This window comes from Lentzea albida (genome assembly GCF_900111005.1).
Classification (GTDB): domain Bacteria; phylum Actinomycetota; class Actinomycetes; order Mycobacteriales; family Pseudonocardiaceae; genus Lentzea; species Lentzea albida.
Map to the genome: position 1 here is coordinate 129,063 of NZ_FOFV01000018.1, position 20,286 is coordinate 149,348.

28 protein-coding genes and 1 tRNA gene are annotated in these 20,286 nt (G+C 67.2%); 5 read left to right on the forward strand and 24 right to left on the reverse strand.

Going from position 1 to position 20,286, the window contains the following annotated elements; translation table 11 throughout:
• Positions 1–45 precede the first annotated feature (45 nt).
• The 8 genes from BMY74_RS34850 to BMY74_RS34880 form a co-directional block, all read right to left on the reverse strand.
• The gene (locus BMY74_RS34850; protein WP_089923092.1) at positions 46–294 is read right to left on the reverse strand and encodes a hypothetical protein; all 249 of its coding nucleotides are present in this window, start codon (positions 292–294) and stop codon (positions 46–48) included.
• Positions 295–304: 10 nt separating this feature from the next.
• Positions 305–1,708, reverse strand: a complete 1,404-nt coding sequence (locus BMY74_RS34855; protein ID WP_143091818.1) for a hypothetical protein — start codon at positions 1,706–1,708, stop codon at positions 305–307.
• Positions 1,709–1,835: 127 nt separating this feature from the next.
• Positions 1,836–2,270 carry a terminase small subunit gene (locus tag BMY74_RS34860; RefSeq protein ID WP_218159844.1) on the reverse strand — a complete coding sequence of 145 codons (435 nt, stop codon included), beginning with the start codon at positions 2,268–2,270 and terminating at the stop codon, positions 1,836–1,838.
• A gap of 205 nt (positions 2,271–2,475) precedes the next feature.
• Entirely contained in the window at positions 2,476–2,745 is a 270-nt protein-coding gene (locus tag BMY74_RS34865) for a hypothetical protein (protein ID WP_143091819.1), read from the reverse strand.
• A gap of 12 nt (positions 2,746–2,757) precedes the next feature.
• Complete coding sequence (locus BMY74_RS34870; RefSeq protein ID WP_218159845.1) at positions 2,758–3,120, reverse strand: HNH endonuclease; 363 nt, start codon at positions 3,118–3,120, stop codon at positions 2,758–2,760.
• Positions 3,121–3,148: 28 nt separating this feature from the next.
• A tRNA-OTHER gene (locus BMY74_RS45420) sits at positions 3,149–3,241 on the reverse strand.
• A gap of 84 nt (positions 3,242–3,325) precedes the next feature.
• Positions 3,326–3,652, reverse strand: a complete 327-nt coding sequence (locus tag BMY74_RS34875; RefSeq protein WP_089923097.1) for a hypothetical protein — start codon at positions 3,650–3,652, stop codon at positions 3,326–3,328.
• Between the two features lie 11 nt (positions 3,653–3,663).
• Entirely contained in the window at positions 3,664–4,323 is a 660-nt protein-coding gene (locus tag BMY74_RS34880; RefSeq protein WP_177230076.1) for a DUF4082 domain-containing protein, read from the reverse strand.
• A gap of 201 nt (positions 4,324–4,524) precedes the next feature.
• On the opposite strand from BMY74_RS34880, the gene BMY74_RS34885 reads away from it, so the two are divergent.
• The gene (locus BMY74_RS34885) at positions 4,525–4,860 is read left to right on the forward strand and encodes a helix-turn-helix domain-containing protein (protein WP_089923100.1); all 336 of its coding nucleotides are present in this window, start codon (positions 4,525–4,527) and stop codon (positions 4,858–4,860) included.
• A gap of 193 nt (positions 4,861–5,053) precedes the next feature.
• Here BMY74_RS34885 and BMY74_RS34890 read toward each other — a convergent pair whose 3' ends face one another.
• From BMY74_RS34890 to BMY74_RS34945, 12 genes are all read right to left on the reverse strand, one after another.
• Positions 5,054–5,395 carry a hypothetical protein gene (locus tag BMY74_RS34890; RefSeq protein ID WP_143091820.1) on the reverse strand — a complete coding sequence of 114 codons (342 nt, stop codon included), beginning with the start codon at positions 5,393–5,395 and terminating at the stop codon, positions 5,054–5,056.
• A 94-nt stretch (positions 5,396–5,489) separates the two neighbouring features.
• Positions 5,490–6,128, reverse strand: a complete 639-nt coding sequence (locus tag BMY74_RS34895) for a hypothetical protein (protein ID WP_143091821.1) — start codon at positions 6,126–6,128, stop codon at positions 5,490–5,492.
• A gap of 74 nt (positions 6,129–6,202) precedes the next feature.
• Positions 6,203–6,724, reverse strand: a complete 522-nt coding sequence (locus tag BMY74_RS34900; RefSeq protein WP_143091822.1) for a hypothetical protein — start codon at positions 6,722–6,724, stop codon at positions 6,203–6,205.
• Positions 6,721–7,608 (reverse strand): hypothetical protein, encoded by an 888-nt coding sequence (locus BMY74_RS44430; RefSeq protein ID WP_143091823.1) that lies wholly within the window; start codon positions 7,606–7,608, stop codon positions 6,721–6,723. Before BMY74_RS44430 ends, BMY74_RS34900 begins: the two co-directional genes overlap by 4 nt.
• Complete coding sequence (locus tag BMY74_RS34910) at positions 7,605–8,156, reverse strand: hypothetical protein (protein ID WP_089923110.1); 552 nt, start codon at positions 8,154–8,156, stop codon at positions 7,605–7,607. The genes BMY74_RS44430 and BMY74_RS34910 overlap by 4 nt, the downstream gene beginning before the upstream one ends.
• Positions 8,156–8,458, reverse strand: coding sequence for a hypothetical protein (locus tag BMY74_RS34915; protein ID WP_089923112.1), 303 nt, complete (start codon positions 8,456–8,458; stop codon positions 8,156–8,158). The genes BMY74_RS34910 and BMY74_RS34915 overlap by 1 nt, the downstream gene beginning before the upstream one ends.
• Positions 8,451–9,008, reverse strand: a complete 558-nt coding sequence (locus BMY74_RS34920; protein WP_089923114.1) for a hypothetical protein — start codon at positions 9,006–9,008, stop codon at positions 8,451–8,453. Before BMY74_RS34920 ends, BMY74_RS34915 begins: the two co-directional genes overlap by 8 nt.
• The gene (locus BMY74_RS34925) at positions 9,005–9,829 is read right to left on the reverse strand and encodes a phage antirepressor KilAC domain-containing protein (protein WP_089923116.1); all 825 of its coding nucleotides are present in this window, start codon (positions 9,827–9,829) and stop codon (positions 9,005–9,007) included. Before BMY74_RS34925 ends, BMY74_RS34920 begins: the two co-directional genes overlap by 4 nt.
• On the reverse strand, positions 9,826–10,080 hold the full coding sequence (locus tag BMY74_RS34930) for a hypothetical protein (protein WP_089923117.1): 255 nt from the start codon (positions 10,078–10,080) through the stop codon (positions 9,826–9,828). The genes BMY74_RS34925 and BMY74_RS34930 overlap by 4 nt, the downstream gene beginning before the upstream one ends.
• On the reverse strand, positions 10,077–10,454 hold the full coding sequence (locus BMY74_RS34935; RefSeq protein ID WP_089923119.1) for a hypothetical protein: 378 nt from the start codon (positions 10,452–10,454) through the stop codon (positions 10,077–10,079). Before BMY74_RS34935 ends, BMY74_RS34930 begins: the two co-directional genes overlap by 4 nt.
• Positions 10,454–10,852: a hypothetical protein gene (locus BMY74_RS34940; protein WP_143091824.1), complete on the reverse strand. Its 399-nt coding sequence runs from the start codon at positions 10,850–10,852 to the stop codon at positions 10,454–10,456. Before BMY74_RS34940 ends, BMY74_RS34935 begins: the two co-directional genes overlap by 1 nt.
• A 102-nt stretch (positions 10,853–10,954) precedes the next feature.
• Positions 10,955–11,164, reverse strand: coding sequence for a helix-turn-helix transcriptional regulator (locus BMY74_RS34945; protein WP_218159846.1), 210 nt, complete (start codon positions 11,162–11,164; stop codon positions 10,955–10,957).
• 188 nt (positions 11,165–11,352) lie between these two features.
• On the opposite strand from BMY74_RS34945, the gene BMY74_RS34950 reads away from it, so the two are divergent.
• The gene (locus BMY74_RS34950; protein ID WP_143091825.1) at positions 11,353–12,081 is read left to right on the forward strand and encodes a helix-turn-helix transcriptional regulator; all 729 of its coding nucleotides are present in this window, start codon (positions 11,353–11,355) and stop codon (positions 12,079–12,081) included.
• A 4-nt stretch (positions 12,082–12,085) separates the two neighbouring features.
• Positions 12,086–13,429, forward strand: a complete 1,344-nt coding sequence (locus BMY74_RS34955; protein ID WP_143091826.1) for a tyrosine-type recombinase/integrase — start codon at positions 12,086–12,088, stop codon at positions 13,427–13,429.
• Between the two features lie 106 nt (positions 13,430–13,535).
• Here BMY74_RS34955 and BMY74_RS34960 read toward each other — a convergent pair whose 3' ends face one another.
• From BMY74_RS34960 to BMY74_RS34975, 4 genes are all read right to left on the reverse strand, one after another.
• Positions 13,536–13,745, reverse strand: a complete 210-nt coding sequence (locus tag BMY74_RS34960) for a hypothetical protein (RefSeq protein WP_089923128.1) — start codon at positions 13,743–13,745, stop codon at positions 13,536–13,538.
• Between the two features lie 107 nt (positions 13,746–13,852).
• The gene (locus tag BMY74_RS34965; RefSeq protein ID WP_089923131.1) at positions 13,853–16,270 is read right to left on the reverse strand and encodes an NACHT domain-containing protein; all 2,418 of its coding nucleotides are present in this window, start codon (positions 16,268–16,270) and stop codon (positions 13,853–13,855) included.
• Between the two features lie 31 nt (positions 16,271–16,301).
• Positions 16,302–17,303 carry a non-homologous end-joining DNA ligase gene (ligD, locus tag BMY74_RS34970; RefSeq protein ID WP_089923133.1) on the reverse strand — a complete coding sequence of 334 codons (1,002 nt, stop codon included), beginning with the start codon at positions 17,301–17,303 and terminating at the stop codon, positions 16,302–16,304.
• Between the two features lie 9 nt (positions 17,304–17,312).
• Positions 17,313–17,912, reverse strand: a complete 600-nt coding sequence (locus BMY74_RS34975) for a TetR/AcrR family transcriptional regulator (RefSeq protein ID WP_089923136.1) — start codon at positions 17,910–17,912, stop codon at positions 17,313–17,315.
• 40 nt (positions 17,913–17,952) lie between these two features.
• Here BMY74_RS34975 and BMY74_RS34980 point away from each other — a divergent pair, with 40 nt between their 5' ends.
• Positions 17,953–19,098, forward strand: a complete 1,146-nt coding sequence (locus tag BMY74_RS34980) for an acyl-CoA dehydrogenase family protein (RefSeq protein ID WP_089923138.1) — start codon at positions 17,953–17,955, stop codon at positions 19,096–19,098.
• 10 nt (positions 19,099–19,108) lie between these two features.
• Complete coding sequence (locus BMY74_RS34985; RefSeq protein WP_089923140.1) at positions 19,109–20,278, forward strand: acyl-CoA dehydrogenase family protein; 1,170 nt, start codon at positions 19,109–19,111, stop codon at positions 20,276–20,278.
• Positions 20,279–20,286: the final 8 nt, after the last annotated feature.

Sequence of the window (20,286 nt, forward strand, 5' to 3'; positions counted from 1 at the left end):
CCAGCTGCGACGCATCGGGCATGGGCAGGTTGCGAGAGAACAGGCTCACGTGCCCTCACCTCCACGCAGTCGACGCAACCGCGTCGCAACCCACTCGCCAAGCTGCCCCAGCCACTTCGGGCGCACAGCACCCTTCGAGACCCAGACGATCACCCGCGAACCAGCCAGCAACACGACAGCAGACGCCGTGACACAAGCCAGGCCGACAAGGGGGAACAGTGCGGCGCCGATCCCGAACGCCAGCAGCACCAGCCCCGCCAGGTCGAGAACGGTCGTCACCCTTTCCAGGGACATGCGGCCCTCCTCACCCGATGCTGTCCATCACGTCGTATTCCTCTTCGACCAGCAGCGGTGCGCGGGTCTTGTACGCCCATTGGGCTTCCGTGATCACCACGAGCGGGCAGGTGTCCGCCTCTGCGTTCTTGCGCGCCCAGGCCACCGTGTCGCCGGACTCCCGGGTCTTCGCGCCAGACACCGAGGCGTCCAGCGGTGGCTGTCCTTTGTGTCGGAGGGTGCCGTCGCGCACCGCGTCGAGAAGTTGGCCGCATGCTGCCGACATGTCCGCCGCTGACAGCACGATCAGGTCACCGCGTTCAGGCTTGTTCGGGTCCTCCGGAACCGTCATGCCAGCAGCGGTCAGTTCAGGCTTCATCGACTTGTAGGTGCCGGTCGCCATCGCGATCGCGATCGGGTTCAACTCCCGCTTCAGTTCCGCGAGGCGCTCGACCATCCACCCGGTGCCGGGCCGGTAGTCGGCAAGCTGCGTGTGCCCGAGGCCGTCAGCCCGCGGGCCGTACACACCGATCGCCGCGTAGTCGCGCTTCGGCGAGATGTCCACCGCCAGCGCCACATCACCGGCACGGTGTGAGTCCTGGTCAAGCAGCTTCGCCCACTGGCCCACGTCGATCGCCCTACCGCCAAGGTCAGGCACCCGAACACAGAGGTGCTCGGTCAGGAACGTCTCGTCGGGGTCGGAGTCCAAGAACCCTTGCAGCGTCTCGACGCTGATCGTGTACCCGAGGGCCGGGTTCGCCTGCGCCCATGCCTCAGGGTCACGCATCCGGCAGTCCGGACCGTGGAGCTCGCCAGGCTTCCGCTCGCAGTCACAGCGGATGTCGTCTGGTGCAGACCACTCGAACATCCCTGTGCCAGGACTGGCGATCTGCGGGTTCAGGGCAGCCGCACGGCCCTTTGCCTGGAGGTCGTTCAGCACCACGGAGCGGTTGTCGCCGGCGTTCGAGTACGCCCAGATCTGCGCGTGTGGCCGGGCGGTCGTCGTCTTCGTGACCGCGGCCCACGAGTCCCAGTTCAGGTGTTCCCGGAGCTCGTCCAGGCCGACATCGTCACCGGAGAGGCCACGACCACCGCGCCGTGAAGCCGCACGAACCTTCCAGCGGGATCCGCTGGTGAGCTTCAGTGTCTTCTTGCCGTTGACGAGGACGACGTCCTCAAGCTCCGGAGCCAGTTCCTCGTGGGCCTCGATGATGTCCTTCGCCGACGCCCAGGTCTCCTCTGCGGTGTCGAGATCCTGCGCCGTGGTGAGCACCAAGGGCACACCGAGCACGAACATCTTGAACAGGTTCTTGATTTCGACGATCTTCGTCTTGCCGTTCTGTCTCGCGACCATCACCAACACGGTGCGGAAGCGGAACCGGCCGTCCGGCAACAGTTCGAGCGCGTGGATGAACAGCCAGCGCTGCCACGGCAACGGCGGGATGCCCAGCGTCTCCGTAGCGAACTCCGTAGCCAGGAAGCCCTTGGAGGTAGCCGGCGTCAACGCGCATCCACACCCGCACGGACCGGGAGGACCGGTGACGAGCGGAGGGGTGAAGAGCCTAGGAGTCGTCTTCCCCAGCAGTGGATGCTGCGGCGGCAGCTGCGCGGATGCGAGCAAGGCTGCCCCCGATCGGCTCTTCGGCCTTCATCGCCTTCCGGGCAACCGGGGTGCCGCCGAGGTCACGCAAGACCCCTTGCAGCTGCTGGCCCAACCAGCCGATCGTCTTCGTGGCGTTGCAGTCCGCTTCGAGCTTCTGGAGACGCTTGTAGGCGGAGGGGTCCTCGATCAGCTCACGGCGCAGCGCGGCGAACTCCTCCGCCCTGTCCACTGCCTGCTCGATCTCGTCGGCGTACTTCAGTGCCAGCGCCTTGATGGCCTCGTCTGACGGCTTGAGCCAGGCCATGCCGCCGATCGCGTCGGCGACCGCGTCCCTCAGGTCGGGAGCCTTCTTGCGAGCCCTAGACGGGACGCTGCGGAGCTTGCGCTCAGCCATCAGCCCTCCCCTCCACCTGCTCGACCCCCCGGGGCAGCCTCGGGGGGAGATACAGGAAGCGTTGGCGCGAGGTGCGTCAGGGCCCCTGCCCTAAAAGAAAACCGCAGGTCAGAGGCTTGCGACTCGGTCATAGGTGATCACTGCGTTTGCGCAGGTCAGAGGCTTGCAGTTGCGTTCACTCGTGTGCCTCGTCATCGCTTGAGCCTCAGGCAGCGGCGAGGGGAGGCGGAGGTGGCTCGTCGGCAGGTGGTGTCCACCCGAAGCGCTGCAGCAGTTCGGCCACATCGGGCGCGAGGTACAGCTGGGTGTCGCCTTCCCATCCGGTCTCCAGGGCGACGAGCGTCAGCTCTGCCCGTGTCTTCGCGGGGCTGGGATCGAGGTGGACCGTTGCCCTTGTGACCAGGTGGCTGATGTCCTGGCCGTCCAGGATCACGCTCTTGGCCGTGAGCTGTAGGTGTCCGCGTGGTGCTGGCATGGCGGTGCCCTCTCAGATGGTGCTGATGTCGACGCTGAGCGTCGTGTGGGTCCTGTTGCCGCGGGCCTGGTTGGTGCGGGCCGTGTTGCAGCCGCGGTGTGCCAGCCGGCAGTTGTTGCGGTCGAGTGGTGGGCCGCCATCACGCAGGGCTTGGACGTGGTCGACCGTGCGGGACTTGGCGTGTTCCTGCGGGAGGTCTTGGTTGACCCACGTGCCGCAGATCCAGCAGTGGGATTCCTCGGCGAACACGGTGTGCTTGAGGCGTTCCCACGGGCGTCCGCTTCGGAGTCGGGCGCAGCAGGTCTTGCAGCGGACGCTGATGGCGGGGAGGCCGCAGTCCATGCAGGGCACGGTGAGCGTGACGTCACAGGACATGTGTCACGCTCCTGTCGCGTGACGTGTTTGGTGGTCCCGGCGGGGTTCGAACCCGCATACCTCCCGGCGTCATGACGGGTGCTCCATCGCACTCTTGCGAGCCTTGTTGAGCTACGGGACCTGGGTGGCTGTTCGAACACCGGCCGGATGCCCAGGTTGCCGTCCTAGCCGCGCTTAGCGTCCCCCGCGACCAAAGGGACCTCTGTCAGTAGATGACCAGGCGGTCCGGGGACTTGACGACCGGAGTCTCTGGTGAGGCGCTGACCTTCGCCCACAGCTTGTAGTTGCCGGGGGCGAGGGTGCCAACCGATGAGCCTGGGCCGACGAGCAGGACGGCGAAGGTGCCTCGTGCGCCTGTCTGCCACGTCGCCACCTTGTAGTCGCCCGAGGTCGGCGTGACCGTGGATTCAGGAACGACGGCGACCGTGACCGTGTAGCCGGTGGGGTTGACGGCTGTGCCGGCGACCGTGGTGGCGGTGACGCGCACCCCGACGAGTTCGGCGGAGTCGCGGGCGACGTACCTGTCCGGCATGTCGGGCTCCCTCAGATCAGTTCTCCGGCCGTCCAGCCAGTCCGGGTGTCTCCAGGCGTCCATCCGCTGTTGAGCCCGCTAGCAGCCCAGCCAGAGGCGATACGGCCTGCCGTGAACACCTCGTCCGGCGGATCCGGTTCGGGGAGCTCGTCGTTGGGGTCGACATCAGTCACTACGACGTCGGCCCAGTAGTTGCCGCCGTTGAAGCTCCCGTCCGGGAAGGCAGGCGGGCCGGTCTTGAACGTGCCCTGACCCCCGCCGTTCGCGTTCGCGGTATTGGGGGCGGTCAGGATGCCGTTGACCACGCCGCCTGCGCCAGGGCCGCCGTTCCAGTAGCCGCCCGTGGCTGTGTAGTGCCCGGGCACGTGCACGACGGTCTTGTAGCGGATGCCCGCGGCGATCTGGACCGGTGTGATCGCGGAGACCTGCCAGCCCGTGCCGGACGCCGCCGGGGCGATGACCTCTGCGAGCACCGTGCCCGTGCTCGAGGAGTCGACACGGTACAGGCGCAGGTTGTCCGGACTGACGTCGATGGTTCCGCGCCACCAACGCAGGTGCGTGACCCACGCTGTGGTGGAGACGAGGAACTCCGTGCCGACGTTGAGTGGAATGCCGTCGTCGAACGATACGAGTGGGCCATCGGAGGCGGGCCAGATCGAGTAATCGGCCACCGTGCCTCCCTGGACCCGGTAGCTCACTCTAACTAGAGGTGTGAGGGTAGTTGCTGTACGCCAAAGAGCCCCGATCGACCTCAGTGGATCGTCGGGGCTCTGGACACAGCTCTGCTACCGGCTTTCAGTCTACGTTCCACTAGATCAGCAAGCAACTCGCCCCTAGCGCGGCTCGAGTGCGAAGCGCAACGCTGTGGGGTCATGGCCATCAACCTGCTCGGTATCGTCACCGAGCTGTGCAAACGAGACCCTCGCCCCGAAGCGATCACCGCCTCGATTCTGGGCGACCTTTCCTCCGACGAGCAGCGCGAACAGGCCTATGCCGGCTTCACGGAGCTCGTCCGCCTCACCCTCGACGGATCACGCAGGCGTGGCCTGAGCGTAGTCGAGGTCGCGGCGACCCTCGGTGTCTCCGATGAGCAGGTGTACGCCCTGGTCGCCAAGGGCGAGATCGGGCACGTGCGGATCGGCAAGTTGATCCGCATTCCCGATCACGAGCTGGAGCGCTTCCTGAGGACCGCGGGGGTGGGCGCATGACCACCCGCGAGGAAGCGATCCGAGCAGCAGGGACGGTGCTGGCCCACATCAGGCACTTGATCGCTACCCGCACCCCGCGTGAGTCCGCAGAGGCCGCGTGGGTGCCCGGCGGGCCGTCACTGGACGAGTTGGAACGCCGGATCCGCGTGCTTCGCGGCGAGCTCCCCGAGAGCGAAGAGGACAAGCAGAGAGATCAGGCCGCTTTGCGGCGTGCCGGGCGTTCTGCCAGCGCACGCTGAACCTCGGCGAGGTCGAACAGGCCATCATCACCACGCGGGATGACGCCCCTGTTCGCCCACGCCCACACCGTGCCTGTCTTCTGCCCTAAAGCCTCCGCGATCTCGCTCAGGCGGAGCCGTGGGGCGTCCGTCGTCACGAGCGGCGGGATGACCCACTGGTGCCCAAGTTCCTTCGCCGCACTGTCGAGCGCGGCACAGCGATCCGGGGCGACTGCGAGTAGCTCGTTGCGGTACGAGCGGGCAACCGCACGGGCGATCTGCAAAGGTGTGTCATTCCAACGCTTCTCGCCGCTCATTGGCACTTGCCCTCTCGCCCGCCTCTACGCTTCGACAACAGCATGACGGACGTTCGAGCAGATGCAAGTAGACCTGGTCAGAGCAGGTCACCGATCACGACGCCTCCTCCAGCCGGGCCAGCGGATCGGTCCGACGCCGGAAGTCATCCCAGACGAACCGCACGCCGCAGTCTCGGCAATCGACGATGTCCGCCCCATCCGCGTGCTCGACAGCCGACACGCCACATGCGGGACACGGTTCCGGCAGTCGGTAGATCTTCCGGTCGACAGCGAGCACTCGCCCCGCACGGTGGTGGAGGTCGAGTAGCCGCAGGGCACCGTCCACGCCGTCACGCTCGAGGACCGTCCGCTGGTGGTCGACGTCCCAGACGAGTTGCGGTACATCCCGCAGGGCCAGCAGCACCGGCAGTCGGTCGGCGAGCAGCGTGCACGCCTGGGTCAGCAGCGGCCCCGGTCGGGAGTCGCGGGCATGCTGGGTATCCCACGGCACGCCGCAGGCCTCGGCGACAGGCTCAGACCAGCGCACGGCCTCCTCCACGATCTCCCGCTGCAAGCCCTCCACGTCCAGTCGGAGCGGCACCGGCAACTCCTTCGTGCCCGTGGCGAACTCCGCGGTGCCCGAGGTAGCTCGACCAATGTGGAGGTGTAGCCGGACGTAGTCCTCGGGAAGGCGCGTGATGGCCTGCCGGACGTGCCGCTCGTCGGCGAGACACAGGCCGGCGGACGTGTTCACCGCAGCCCCGACACGGACGCCGTCAACCGTGGCGGCATCGGCGCACCGGTCCGCCCTCACACAACGTGGTTCGGTCAACGTCCACTCCCCTCGTTCCTGTACCGGGCGTACGCCTTCGCGGTATCGCTGCGGTCGTCGATACCGATCAACTGCGGCACGTCGGGCTTCTTCTCGCGATCGATGGCGAGAAGGTTCCCGATGGCCTCCTCGATCTCCTCAGAGATCTCCAGCTCGTCTCCGGTCAAGGACCGTTCGAGCAGAGCCACCAGCCGCCTGCGGCCCTCGTCGGTGCGAAAGCGGCGCAACTGCTCGAATCGCCAGCGGGTGCGGAGACGCTTCTTGTCGCGCTTGTCGGCGTAGCTCTCCTCTCCGAGGAGCCTGGCCGCGTCGCGGGGCGTGATGCCCTGCAGGTCGTCGTCGTCCATCCTGGCGATGTCCTCGGCCGGGGCGTTCAACTGCCGGGCAGCACGCTCCTTGGCGTTCTGGGGACGCTTGGGCCTGCGGCTGGCAGGGGGTTGGCTGTAGCCACCACCGAACGGGTTCACCCCCGGTCGCGGCGCCTTGGGCTTCGGCTTGGGCTTCGGCTCATCGGTCACGCTGCTGCCTCCCGGCCTCGCTCGGGGTGCCGTTCCGCCCACAGGCGGGCGTCGCCTCGGATCTGGGTAAGTACTGCATCGAGCGCCTCGACGGTGGGGTTACGCCACTGCTCGCACCACGCCTTGATGCTTCCGCCGATGGGGTGTCTGCCGCGTTCGAGCGGCGTGCCGTCCACGTCCCAGCCTCCGCCGTCCTGGATGGGCAGTGAGCCGTTGTGCTCCCTGACGACCGCACACCAGATCGCGGTCAACTTCTGCGTCAAGGCCTTCGGGTCCAGGCCTACGAGGTGCTGGCCGTGGATTGGGGTTCTCGGATCGGCCTGCGCGTCAGCGTGGGCCCCCACGGGAGTGCCGCCTTGAAAACCCGTCTTCAGATCAGTCTTCTCACCCCCGTCTTCTTCTTTTATCGACTGACTTTCCGTCGACGGAGTTTCAGTTGATGGTGCGACCTGCGGTGATGCACTGTTTCCGCTGGTCGCGTCCATCGACTGACTTTCAGGGGATGGTGGAGCAGCGTCACGCCCGTTGTCACGCTGCCCGTCACGTGACCTGTCACGCTTCAGCGGCTGCGCAATCGGGTCCGCTGTCACGCTCCACGACCACGACCAGGCACCGTGACGACCGCGGACCTTGCTGCGCGACAGATAACCCTTGGCCTCCAGTCCAGCCAAGGCCTTAGTCACCGCGTCGCGTCCCTCCACCACGGACTCATCCAGCTGACGCCGGTTCATCCGCCACCCGTCAGGCAGCGAGATGAAGTAGCCCAAGAGCACACGCTCCAGAGCCTTCAGTGGGACGGGCAGGCGCCCGCGCAGGAAGTCGTTCGAGACGATCCTGAACTTGTCCGCCGGAGCGGGCGCCTGCCTGATGGTGAAGTCACTCACGGCTCGGGGGTCCAGAGGTCGGGCGAAGCACTTGCTGTAGCACTTGCTTTAGCAGGTGCTACAGCACTTGCTATGCGGTTGCCATCGCGTTTGCCATTCCTTGGGGACTCCGGCTGCGATCGCACCTGCGACGCTTCTGCGAGTCCCTGGGGTAGCCCCCCGTCCGTCTCCTCGGGGCACGAGTCGACTACCTGCGGCGCAACGGATCCCTGGCCTTCGCGTTCGCGCTGCCGGCGCTTCCGCTCCCGGGCCCCTTCGCGCTGCCGCTCCTCGGGTGTCTTGTCGACGCCCTGGGCTCGCTCGAGCAGCCACGCGACCGCGATCCGCTGGGCGTTCATCCACGTGCCGCACGGCCAATCAGCGGAGAAGTCCGGATCGGACCAGCACTCGCAGCCACGGGCGGCACACTTCACGCCACCCTCGTCCGGCTTGTGTTCCCTGTGGATGTCGTTCAGCAGGTCGATGACGGCGAGCATGAACGGGCGTCCGTCAAGCTCCTCCATCATGTGCAAGGCGGTCTCGAAGTCCTCGTCAAATCGGGTACCCATCAGGCACCGCCCGTCAGCAGCGTGCGGTACAGCAGGGGCCGGAGCGGGCGCGGCCCGTCCTCGATCACCTCGTCGATCAGCTTCACCGCATCCGGGTTCTCGGACAGCTGCGCCAAGCCCATCAGCGCCACCTCGCCGACAGAGAGGAACACCTCACCGTCCAGCTCGGACACGCCCCACCACGAGGACGGGAACACCTCCTCGGCACGCATCCCGAACACCGCGGCGAACTCGTCGAGCACGGCCGCGTATCGCGGGTCCTCCGGGGCGACCTCGGCCACCCGCACCTTGATGTCAGCCACGGTCGCCTCCGGTCTCCTCGGCGCGAACCACCGACAGGGGGTTGCGGGCGCGTCGGTCTTCGTCGATCACGTGCTGCAGCAGCACCGGCATCACGAGCACCAGGACGTCAGTCCACACGTCACTAGGCATCCGGTCGCCGATGGTGGCCGCGATCTCCCGGCGCTCCTCCGCGCTGAACATCTCCCAGCCCTCGACGGTGGGCACCACGCCGCAATCCGACAGGAAGTAGCCGATCAGTTCAGAGGAGATGGTCGGCACCGCCGGTGCGGCCAGGCTGCCGACCTCCTGGTACATCCGGTGCACCCACGCGTCGGCCATCTCCACGCTCAGCTCGTCGCAGGGCATACCCAGCCGCTGCAACGCCATCTTGGCCGCCGTGCGGTTGTCGACTCCCCCGCGGAGTTCCTCGGTGATCGGGACGTCGTGAGAGTTGTGCTCCTTGACGATCGCGTCGTACTCCCCCAGCAGCGGGTGGTCAGCGCAGTAAGAGGCGAGCACCTCGCCGTATGAGCGCTTGCTGGGGACGTCGTAGTCCAGGGTGTCGGTCACGCCGCACGCTCCTGCTGTTCGAGGTACTGGTTGACGATGTCGAGGTCGAGGCGGACGCCGAAGTGGTCGGCGAGGCGCTCAAGCCCCTTGCCGGTGATGCGCGTCCGGGCGGACCCGTCCTCTTCCTCACCGGTCTTCGGGTTGGTGTGCGGCTTGTCCAAGGCGAGGCGCACGTAGCCCCTCTCCACGGCGGAGCCCATCGGCTCACGGGAGCGCTGGAACACCCAGCGCCACTCCCGCAGCAGCGAGTACAGACGGGTGCGGCCGGTGTCCACGCCGTGCGCTGCAAGGCACTTCGCCGCCGCGCCCACTTCCATGGATCGGCCGGCGTCGAGGAACGCCGCCCACGCGTTCGCAGCTGGAGTCAGTGCGCGGACGTTCGACTCTGCGGACTCGGCGCGCTTCCGCTCGGCGAGCGCCAGGGCGACCGAGCGCGACAGGCTCTCGCTCGCCCTCTGCAACTCGAGCAGCGGATCCGACAGATCCGGTCGCATGTCCACTACACCGGTCTCACGCAGCTGCCGCAAGATCGCCTTCACCCGCGCCTTGATGGCCTTGGCGGTCGGTGTCCGGCTGACGAAGATGAGCTCCCAGATCCCGTCCTCCAGGATCACGTTCTCTCGAACTGCGGTCCCGTCTGCCCGCACAATGTGCGGGCACCACTCGTCAGCGTCGAGCAGTCGAAGGGCGTCGTGTGCGTCCCGCTTGCCGAGTGCCCGTGCGAACGGCAAGGCGAGGACGAAGCCCGTGCCATCGCGAGTGAGACCGAAGTGCTCCGGCTCGAGACCCATGTTGGACGTGAAGAGGTTGATCTCGGTCACTTCTTGCCCCCGTTCGCGATGCGGGCACCACACAGACCCATCCGCCAGAACTCGTTGCGCTCAGGCAGCTCGGAATACGGCTGTCCCTCGAACGCGGTAGCCAGGCGGATCACGTTCGCCACGGTCGCGCCCATAGCGCGGAGCGCGCCGTCCTTATCCGCGGGCAGCCGGTAGCCGTGCTTACGCAGCACGGCCACGAGATCCGCCAGCAGGCCCACTGTGAGGCGGGCCTGACCGGTCTGCTTCCTCATCGCCCACCGTCCTTGATCTCTTCAAGGCGAGCGGCGGCAGCGAGGAGTTCAGCAGCCAGGCGCATCGCCTTCGCCGCGGCCTCTCGCGCCTCGTCCGGCGAGCAGCCGTCGAGGAAGAACCGCTCGTCGGCCTCGATCGCCAACGTGCCGACGACGTCCTCGTCCGGCGAACCCGGACGACGCAACTCGCCGATGCAGTACTCGTCCATCGCGGTCAGCGTCACCATCGGCTCCGACCCAGCGGGGCGAGTGAACGCCACCGAGTGCAAGCGCGTGAGGCTCCACTCGCAGCCCTTGTCCGGGATGTACTTGTGCCCCGGCTCCGCGCAGAAGTCCGGACACGGGCGGTTCTCGATCTCGATGGGCAGCGTCATCACTCGCCCCCGATCTCGTCGAGCTGGGCAGCCGCCACGAGCAGGGCAGCGGCGAGGCCGCGCGCCTCGTCGGCCGTGAAGCCACGGCCGTCGGGGTCTTCGATGCTCAGCTTCGGCCCCTCCAGCGTTACGCCCTCGTCGCCCAAGTGCTCCAGGGCGTACAGCGAGACCGACAGCGGCGAGTCGCCCTTGAGGGTCCGCTCGTGAAAGCGCTCGAGGCCGTCACCCGGACGCATCGCGTGACTCGTGTAGTCGTGCACCTCGCCCAGCTCACACCAGGAGTGGGCGCAGGGCGCGGGGGTCTGGGTGTCCGGGGCCAAGACGGCCTCCAAGAAGCCCGGCGTCAGTTCCCCTGCGGGGACCGCCGGAGTCGCGGTACGGTGTTCGTCGTCGAACATGGACCCATCCATTCGTTCGTCAGACCCGTTCCCGGTGGCAGCCGTGGAGCGGGTCGTCTTGTTTCTGGGGTGTGACCTGCGGTCATGACGTCCTCCGCAGGATCAGGCAGCCGGGTTGTCCTTCTCGTACGCCTCGCGCAGGTAAGCCGCGACGTCCTCTTCCAGGTACGCGATTCGTCGGCCAACCTTGAACGACTTGGGGCCCCGACCAACCGATCTCATCCACCTGAGCGTCGCCTTCTCGATGCCTGTCCAGGCATGCACGTCATCGACGTAGAGCACCTTCTTCAGTGCCTCGTTGGACTTCGTCATGTAGTTCGTCTCCTTCTCAGTCCAGACGTCACGGGTGGAGCGACTCGCCCTCATCACCCTGTTGGCGTCATCCACAAGGTGTTGACGCTTGACGGACAAACTGTGTGTGAGGCGTTTCTAACACGCCCCAGCACGCCAACGCAAGCGTGGTGTTGCAGTGGCATCCACAAACTGATTACGCTCCTGCCGTGACTAGCCAACGGCAGCCAACAGGACCCGCCTACCCCTGGGAGGCGCGCTTCGTCGCGAACATGCAGCGCCTGCGGGAGGCGCGCTCGATGACACAGACCGACCTGGCGAGAGCGCTGAAGGCGGAAGGCCTGCCGTACTACCAGCAGACGATCCAGAGGATCGAGAGTGGCGAGAGGCCCGTGCGACTGAATGAGGCGCACGTGATCGCGCGGTTCTTCGAAGTCGACATGGAGACCATGGCCGAGTCTCTATTGGCGACTGGTCACGAAGTTTTGTGGACCATGGACCGGGTGTCTTCGTACGCCACACAGGTGGCCATGGACGCTATCGAGGCATACGAAGCCTGGCTCGAGAGGGTCGCTTCCTTCGCAGCCAGCCTAATGGATCTGATCGATCGCGAACAGGTCAACACGTTCGCAGACCTTTCACCTGGAGGTCAGGTAGGGCTGGCTTTTTGTCGACATGTCTTGAGCAGCTCAGAAATTCTACGCCAGGGCCACGAGTCGCTTCTCAAGACATTCGGAGATGACTCAAGCGAGACACGCGAGGACAAGTGGGAGTTCGCGCTGCCGGATGACCAAGTCCTTCACGACATTGAGGAGTACCAACGAAGGTTCGATTGCCCGGAGTTGACGGCCATGTCAAGCCGCTCCGTGGTTTCTCTGCTCGTCCACCTTCGGGTCGAACTTGACCGCGCAAGTAATTCAAGCACCGAGGCGGAGTAGGACTTTGGGATTCACTAAAGATTTGTGGACGCAGCCAGAGAAGCCGTCAAAGGCCATTTCCGAACGAGCTGCTGTCCGGGGTGAGATGTGCAGATGCGGCAAGCCAGCGCTGAAGGTCTGCACCATCAAGAGCGGCGAGGAGATCCCCTGGTGCGGCGAGAACGGCCGCATCCGCAACACCCGATGGGGAACTGGAAAGAGATGGCTCGCCGTATGGCTCGACCCGGAGGGGCGTGAACGGTCAAAGGCGTTCAAGACCAAGACGCCTGCGGACTTGCACTGGGCTGCCCAGGAGACTGACGTCGAACGCGGCCAGTACCTCGACCCGAAGGCAGGGAAGGAACTGTTCTCAGATGTCGCTGAACGCTTCCTCGCGTCCCGCTCCGTCGATCCGTCGACCGCGATCAAGTACCGGGGCGTATACGAGTCGCACATTAAGCCGGTGCTCGGGCAGAGGTCCGTCAAGGCCATCCGGCCGTCTGACATCTCCGGCTTCCAGACGAAGCTCGGCGAGACCCGAGGGGCGTCCACTGTGGCGTTGGCGCGGCTCGTCGTCGTCGGGGTTCTGGACATCGCGGTCGCGGACGACTCGATCAAGAAGAACCCAGCGCTGAACAAGATCGTGCAGAGCGTCAACAACCAGAGCCGTTCCAAGATCAGGGCCTGGGGCGACGCCACGGTGTTCGCGGTCATCGACGCGCACCCCGAGTACCTGCGAGCCATGCCAACACTGGGTGCGTCATGCGGCTTGCGGGAAGGTGAGCTCTTCGGGCTGGCGGAGGAGGACGTCGACTTCGAGGCCGGCGTGATCCATGTGCGCCGACAGATCAAGAAGCTGGGTGCAGACCACATCTTCGGCTTGCCGAAGAACGACTCGGAACGAGAGGTGCCGATGGCTGAAGGCACCGCGCAGGTCCTACGGGAGCACATGAGGAAGTACCCGCCACGACCGCTCACCCTTCCCTGGGAGAAGCTGACCGGCAAGCCGACCACTCACAAGATCCTGTTCCGCTGGAAGGACGGCGGGCACCTCAAGGCGCGCAACTATTCGCAGTACGTGTGGAAGCCAGCGATCGTCGCCGCGGGCGTGATCCCCAAGCCGGAGAAGGGTGCGGACGGCAAGCCGAAGTACGTCACCACGCGGAAGGAAGGCACGCACGCGTTGAGGCACTACTACGCCAGCGTCGTTCTGCAGGACGGCGTGAACGTGCGGGAGCTAGCGGAGTACCTCGGGCATCACGATGCGGGCTACACGCTGCGCCAGTACGCGCACCTGCTGCCGGACAGCCACGACCGCGCCCGCAAGGCGATCAACGCCCGCCTGTTCCGTCCTCGGGCCGTGAGCTGACACGCTCCGCCAGCGCCTGACGGAACAGTCACGGAACACCGGTCAGAACGATGATCAAAAGTGCGTTTGTCAGCTGACGAACCCGCGGATGGCGCTAGGCCTCTGATCAGGCATCTTCTGACTCAACAGCCCGAAGCCGGTACTCGCACCCGTACTCGACCGCGTACGAGAGGTCGTAGACGTGCACGATCTTCGGCCCGCCGTGCAGGTGCACGTACGTGACCGTCTGCTTCGGGTCGTCCGGCGTGGACGGCAGCGAGTCGACCCTGCCGTCGAGGGGACCGCCGACGTACCGCACGACATAAGGCTGGGACATGACGACCTCCTCTCACGTGCAGTCTACGAGGTCGCGGAGTCGATCCGTTCCCGATACATCCGGTTGGCTCACGCCTGTACCGCTTCTGTTGCCGCTCAACGCTTGTGTCAGCGGTCGGGGTCGACGAACGCCACATCGCCGCGTCCCCAGCGCTCCAGCAGGTCCCGGACCGGACCCAGCTCGTCGAACTGCGCGCAGTACTCGACCAGTTGCTGGGCACGTGCGGGAGTGGGCACCGACGCCGCGGCCTCGACGATCGCGGCGAAGGCGAGCGACCCGCTGCTGTGCGACGCGGACAACCCGTGCACGTTGAGGTTGCGGCGGTCCTCGATGATCGCGGGCAGGACCGAGGCCGGGATCGGCAACACCTCCTCCCAGTGCGAGATGAGGTGCCTGAACGCCTCGTTGCCGAGCCAGCCGTCCCTCATCGACCTGGACGCCGGCCCCGGCACGTACCCGTCCACGCCCGGCAACCGCGCATAGACCAGATCCTTGACGTCGTGGGTCTCCAGGAACTCCGCCACGAGGAGGATTCCGTGCCGCATTTCGCCCAACGCCACCTCGCGTTCGAGAGCCGGCGGCCGGACCACCATTCCGGCGCCGAGCCGGAGATCATCACCGGGCTCGGTGTGCGCGAACACCGCCTGTGCGACGGCGGCGACACTCGTGGGCTTCGCCTGGTGGACCGCCTCGAGAGCCGCGAACAGGTCGGGGTGACCGCTCCCTCCCAGCAGCCCGAAAGCATTCTCCAGCAACTCTTCTGCCGTGGCACGGCGGAGGTTGTTGTGCTCCAGGAAGGTCAGGCAGAAAATGATGATCTGGTGGTCTTCGGTCTTCTTCAGCAGCAGTCGAATGCAAGCGTCACCGCCATCCGCCCGGTACATGTCGTACAGCTGCAAGGCGATCTGCGGCACGACCAGGCTCTTGCCCGTCGTGATCATCGGCAGCACGCGCTCGACGATCTGCTCGGCCGTATCGCACGTCCGCAACACGTGACAGGCCGTGTAGTACTCCATGAACGTCCGGTGCGTGAACCCGAACCGGCGCTCCCCCTCCGCCGACGTGTCGACCTGCGTCAGCACCCACGCGCGTTCGGCGCAGTAGTCGAGGAACTCCCGCGCCTGCTGGTGGTAGGACCGCGCACCTTCTTCCTCGCGCTCGCTCAGGTGCGCGACCACCAGCCGTTCCAACGTCTTCTCGCCCTCGTCACCCCCGCCGTCGAGCGTGAAGAAGAAGTGCTGCGCCAGTTCCTGCACGAGGACCTTGGCGAGCTTCACCGAGCGGATCACCGACGGCACCTGGCTGACGGCGTCCCACCGCACCAGCATCAGCTCGGAGCACTCGCGGTACACGTCGGCGGTGTTCTCCGGGATGTAGCCCTCGCTCTGGTAGAGCATGCACAGCAACGAAAGCATCAACGGGTTCGAGCGCAGGTCAGCCAGGTGCCCGCTGTCGCGCAGGAACGCCTCCACCCGCCCCGGCGCGTGCACGAGACCGAACCAGGTGCGCACGTAGTGCTCGACCTGTCCGGGTTCGAAGTCGGGCAGCCGGCACACCGCGAACGTCGAGTCGAGCTTCGCCACCGGATAGCTCTCCTGGCGGCACGTCACCACGATGCGCGCCAACGGGAAGCGCGCAGCGAACGCCTCGATCGCGGCCACCGCCGAACGCCGCGACTGGATGTCGCCGACCTCGTCCAGCCCGTCGAACACGACCACGGCCTCGCCCGCGTCGAGCAGGTCCGCCACGTGCCGGCGGTCCTCCAGCCGCTGGGTCAGAGTGCGCAGCTCCCGCGCGATGATCGTGACGAAGTCCTCGGTGAGCTTCTGGTGCTGCTTGAGCTGCACCAGCAACGGCACCAGTTCCGCGCGGTGCAGGAGGCGGCGGATGAAGGTGCTCTTGCCCGCGCCGGGATTGCCCACCACCACGAACCGGCGGGCGGGCACCTCGTCCTCGCCGACCGGCCCGTCGTCGAACAGGAGCGTGCGCGGCACGTAGATCCGGTCGACCGGGAAGCGGAAGTCCGCCTTCGAGTGCGGCATCACCATGCGGTCGTGCGCACGCGCCGTCGCCGCGCGGATCACCTCACCCGTGGCCCGGGCTTCACCACGTCGACCCGTGTCCAGGGCCAGCGCAAGGCGTTCGGCGATCGGGCGTTCCGGCCCCGTCACCTTGATCCTGATCCGGTCCCGCACGCCCGCGGCCCGGAAAGGCGCGTTCTGCTCGATCACACCCCACAACGAGGACGCGAAGTCGGCGGACTCCGAGGTCTCGATCCGCACCGCCCGCTGGAACTCGCGGCGGAACGCCTCGGCGAGCTCGGCCCGTTCCGCGGCCTGCTGGAACCCGCCCTGCTCGGTGTGTTCGAGCTGGCACAGCAGTTCGAGCAACGAGGCGCAGTCCGGGCCCGAGAGGTACGTGGAGATCCGGCGCCGCACGAGCGCGGACATCGGCACCGGCGAATCGCGCACCCACGAGAGAGCGGTCTCGGCCAAGCCCCCGACGACGGTCGCGATCGCGGTCACGCACACAAGATCGGCACCGGGCGAGCGGCCGTTACTCCTGCTTGCGGGCACGGGAGGGCTGCACCCGCATCGGCTCGCCCGGCATCTTCGGGTAGTCCGGCGGGTACGGCATCTCACCGCGCGGGTCGGCCGCGTACCACTCCAGCAGCGTCTCGATCCCGAACGCCTCGGAGTCGAGCCCCGCGTGCGGGTCACCGCGCTCCCGCAGGTACTTCGGCACGGTCAGCACGTCGAAGTCGTCCGGGTCCACAGTGGACAGCTCGTCCCACTGGACCGGGGTCGACACGGTCGCGCGGGGCGTTCCGCGCACGGACCAGGCCGAGGCGATCGTGCGGTCGCGGGCGGCCTGGTTGAAGTCGATGAAGACGCGCTCACCGCGTTCTTCCTTCCACCACGCCGAGGTGGCCAGGGACGGCGCGCGCTTCTCGACCTCGCGGGCCAGTGCGATGACGGCGTGCCGGACGTCGACGAAGTCCCACTCCGGGCGGATGCGCACGGCCACGTGGATGCCGCGGCCGCCGGAGGTCTTGGGGTAGCCGGTCAGGCCGGCGTCGGCGAGCACCTCGCGCAGCACCGACGCCACGCGGGCGGCGTCGGAGAAGTCCGTGCCCGGCTGCGGGTCCAGGTCGATGCGCAGCTCGTCCGGGTGGTCGACGTCGGGGCGGCGGACCGGCCACGGGTGGAAGTCGAACGTGCCGAGGTTCGCGGCCCAGACGATCACCGCCTCGGAGGTCGGGCAGATCTCGTCGGCGGGGCGGCCGGAGGGGAAGCGGACCTGCACGGTCTCCACGTACGACGGGGCGCCCTTGGGCACGCGCTTCTGGTAGAACGCTTCGCCCTCGACGCCGTCGACGTAGCGCTTCAGCACCACGGGACGGTCCCGCAGCACCGAGAGCAGCACAGGCGCGACGGTGCGGTAGTACTCGACCACCTGCCCCTTGGTGATGCCCCGCGCGGGGAAGTACGGCTTGTCCGGGTTGGACACCCGGACGAGCTGGTCGCCCACCTCTAGCTCGATCGCCTTCGAAGCCACGCCAGCACACTAAAGGCCGCGGACGAACGCCGCGAGCGCCAGTTCGAAGCTGTCGCGGTCGAGCTCGCGGGCCACGCCCGGCAGCAGGTGCGCGCGGTCGAGGTGCGGGTAGCGGTCGACGTAGTCCGCCGGGTCCGACGAGAACCCGCTCGAGAACGAGCTCAGCGCCGAACCGAACACGATGTACATCAGGCCCGCGGCGATCATCGTGGCCTCGCGCCGCGACCAGCCGGCGTCGACCAGGGCGCCGTGCAGCAGGTCGAGGCGTTGCAGTGACTCCTCGCGCCCCGCGGGACCGTACGCGAGGAACGGCACGATGTTCGGGTGTGTCGACAGGGCCGCGCGGTACGAGCGCGCGCAGCGGATCAGGCCCTCGCGCCAGTCGACCGAGAACCCCGAGACGTCGACCGCCGACAGGATCGACTGCGCGATGTCGTTCAGCAGCTGGTCCTTGGTGCGGACGTGCCCGTACAGCGACGCGGCCTGCACGCCGAGCTCGGCGGCGAGCTTGCGCATGGACAGGCCGTCGAGGCCGTCGCGGTCGATGATGGCCAGCGCGACCGACCGGATGCGGTCGGGGCTCAGCAGGGGGGTGCTCGGCCGGGGCATGTGAGTTAACCTAACACTGTTCGGTTAGTCGGGAGGGTTCGTGGATCTAACGCTTTCGGACGAACACCGGCAGCTCAGGGAGCTGGCCCGGCGGTTCACTGACGAGCGCATCGTGCCGCACGCCACGCGCTGGGACCGCGACGAGGCGATCGACCGGGACCTGGTCCCGGCGCTCGGCGAGGTCGGGTTCCTCGGGCTCGGCATCGACGAGGAGCACGGCGGCAGCGGGGGCGACAACCTCGCCTACTGCCTGGTCCTCGAGGAGGTCGCCCGTGGGGACAGCGCGGTCAGGGGCATCATCTCCGTCTCGCTCGGGCTGGTCGCGAAGTCGATCGCGAAGCACGGCACGGAGGAGCAGAAGAAGCGCTGGCTGCCCGGCCTGACCGCGGGCACGCAGGTCGGCTGCTTCGCGCTCACCGAACCCGGCACCGGCAGCGACGCGGGCAACCTCGCGACCAAGGCCACGAAGACGGCAGACGGCTACCGCATCAACGGCCGCAAGGTCTTCATCACCAACGGCACGTGGGCCGACGTCGCACTCGTGTTCGCCCGCACCGGCGGACCGGGTCCCAAGGGCATCAGCGCCTTCCTCGTCCCCACGGACACCGACGGCTTCGAGGCCACGGAGATCAAGGGCAAGCTCGGCATGCGCGGCCAGGCCACCGCCGAGATCACCCTCGACGACGTCGACGTGCCGGAGGACGCGCTGCTCAGCACCGAGGGCTTCAAGCTCGCGATGGGCGCGCTCGACAAGGGCCGCATGTCCGTCGCGGCGGGCTGCGTCGGTGCCGCGCGGGGCGCTCTCGAAGCCGCGCTGCAGTACGCGAAGGAGCGCGAGCAGTTCGGCAAGCCCATCGCGGGCTTCCAGCTCGTGCAGGAACTCCTCGCCGACATGGCCGTGGAAACGGACGCCGCCCGCCTGCTGACGTGGCGCGTGGCCGACCTCGCCGACCGCGGCGAACCGTTCGGCACCGAGGCCAGCATGGCGAAGCTGTTCGCCAGCGAGGCCGCGGTGAAGGTCGCCAACAGCGCCATCCAGGTCTTCGGCGGCTACGGCTACATCGACGAGTACCCCGTGGGCAAGTACCTGCGGGACGCCAGGGTCACCACCCTCTACGAGGGCACCAGCCAGATCCAGAAACTGCTCATCGGTCGCGCGCTCACGGGCGTGAACGCGTTCATCTGAGAGGAAAGCAATGGACTTCACGCTCGACGACGAGCAGAAGGAGATCCGCGACTGGGTGCGGACCTTCGTGCGCAAGGAGATCATCCCGCTGGAGCCCGAGGTCCTGCGCCGCGAGCGCGCCGGGCAGCCCGGTCTCACCCGCGACGAGCTCAAGGCGTTGCAGGACAAGGCGAAGCAGGCCGGGTTCTTCGGCGTGCTGACGCCGCAGGAGTACGGCGGCATGGGCCTCGGCGGCACGATGACCGCGCTCATCGAGGCGGAGCTCGGACGCTCGTTCGTCCCGTTCCGCTTCGGCGGCTACGCGGACAACATCCTGTTCCACGGCAACGAGGAGCAGAAGCAGCGCTACCTCCTGCCGACGATCTCCGGCGAACGCGTCTCGTGCTTCGCGATCACCGAGCCCGGCGCCGGCAGTGACGCGAAGGCCATCCGCACGACGGCCGTGCGGGACGGCGACGAGTGGGTGATCAACGGCGAGAAGACGTTCATCACCCAGGGCAACGAGGCCGACTTCGTCATGGTGTTCGCCGTGACGGACAAGGAGAAGGGCGCCGACGGCGGCGTCACGTGCTTCCTGGTCGACCGCGACATGGGCTGGAAGTCCGAGCCCATCCCGACCATGGGCCAGTGGGGTCCGGCGGCGCTCGTGTTCGACAACGTGCGCGTGCCGCACGAGAACATCCTCGGCGAGGAGGGCAAGGGCTTCCACCTCGCGATGCAGTGGATCGGCCAGGGCCGCTACCTGCTGCCCGCCCGCGCGCTCGGCAGCGTCGAGCGGCTCGTCGAGATGGCGATCGAGCAGGCCAAGAACCGCGTCACGTTCGGCCAGCCCATCGCCGAGTACCAGGCCATCCAGTGGATGATCGCCGACTCCGCCGTCGAGATCGAGGCGCTGCGCTGGCTCGTGTTGCACGCCGCGTGGCTCGTCGACCAGAAGAAGGACTCGCGGCAGGCGCAGTCGATCGCGAAGCTCTACGGCGGCATCAAGGCCAACGAGATCGTCGACCGCGTGCTGCAGATCCACGGCGGCATGGGCTACACCCGCGAGCTGCCGATCGAGCGCTGGTACCGCGAACTGCGGCTGCTGCGCATCTACGAGGGCACCGACGAGATCCAGCGCCGCACGATCGCCCGCAACCTGCTCAAGGGCCACGCGAGCGTGCGGGGCACGCTCGGTTAGCCCTATCT

Excerpts from the sequence above, each read along its gene's own strand:
- BMY74_RS34975 (WP_089923136.1), bottom strand. The coding sequence starts at position 17,912 with ATGCCCCGGCCGAGCACCCCCCTGCTGAGCCCCGACCGCATCCGGTCG.
- BMY74_RS34930 (WP_089923117.1), bottom strand. The coding sequence starts at position 10,080 with ATGAGGAAGCAGACCGGTCAGGCCCGCCTCACAGTGGGCCTGCTGGCG.
- BMY74_RS34985 (WP_089923140.1), top strand. The coding sequence starts at position 19,109 with ATGGACTTCACGCTCGACGACGAGCAGAAGGAGATCCGCGACTGGGTG.
- BMY74_RS34940 (WP_143091824.1), bottom strand. The coding sequence starts at position 10,852 with ATGTTCGACGACGAACACCGTACCGCGACTCCGGCGGTCCCCGCAGGG.
- BMY74_RS34870 (WP_218159845.1), bottom strand. The coding sequence starts at position 3,120 with ATGTCCTGTGACGTCACGCTCACCGTGCCCTGCATGGACTGCGGCCTC.
- BMY74_RS34865 (WP_143091819.1), bottom strand. The coding sequence starts at position 2,745 with ATGCCAGCACCACGCGGACACCTACAGCTCACGGCCAAGAGCGTGATC.
- BMY74_RS34935 (WP_089923119.1), bottom strand. The coding sequence starts at position 10,454 with ATGACGCTGCCCATCGAGATCGAGAACCGCCCGTGTCCGGACTTCTGC.
- BMY74_RS34860 (WP_218159844.1), bottom strand. The coding sequence starts at position 2,270 with ATGGCTGAGCGCAAGCTCCGCAGCGTCCCGTCTAGGGCTCGCAAGAAG.
- BMY74_RS34885 (WP_089923100.1), top strand. The coding sequence starts at position 4,525 with ATGGCCATCAACCTGCTCGGTATCGTCACCGAGCTGTGCAAACGAGAC.
- BMY74_RS34890 (WP_143091820.1), bottom strand. The coding sequence starts at position 5,395 with ATGAGCGGCGAGAAGCGTTGGAATGACACACCTTTGCAGATCGCCCGT.
- BMY74_RS34945 (WP_218159846.1), bottom strand. The coding sequence starts at position 11,164 with ATGACGAAGTCCAACGAGGCACTGAAGAAGGTGCTCTACGTCGATGAC.
- BMY74_RS34875 (WP_089923097.1), bottom strand. The coding sequence starts at position 3,652 with ATGCCGGACAGGTACGTCGCCCGCGACTCCGCCGAACTCGTCGGGGTG.
- BMY74_RS34910 (WP_089923110.1), bottom strand. The coding sequence starts at position 8,156 with ATGGGTACCCGATTTGACGAGGACTTCGAGACCGCCTTGCACATGATG.
- BMY74_RS34850 (WP_089923092.1), bottom strand. The coding sequence starts at position 294 with ATGTCCCTGGAAAGGGTGACGACCGTTCTCGACCTGGCGGGGCTGGTG.
- BMY74_RS34960 (WP_089923128.1), bottom strand. The coding sequence starts at position 13,745 with ATGTCCCAGCCTTATGTCGTGCGGTACGTCGGCGGTCCCCTCGACGGC.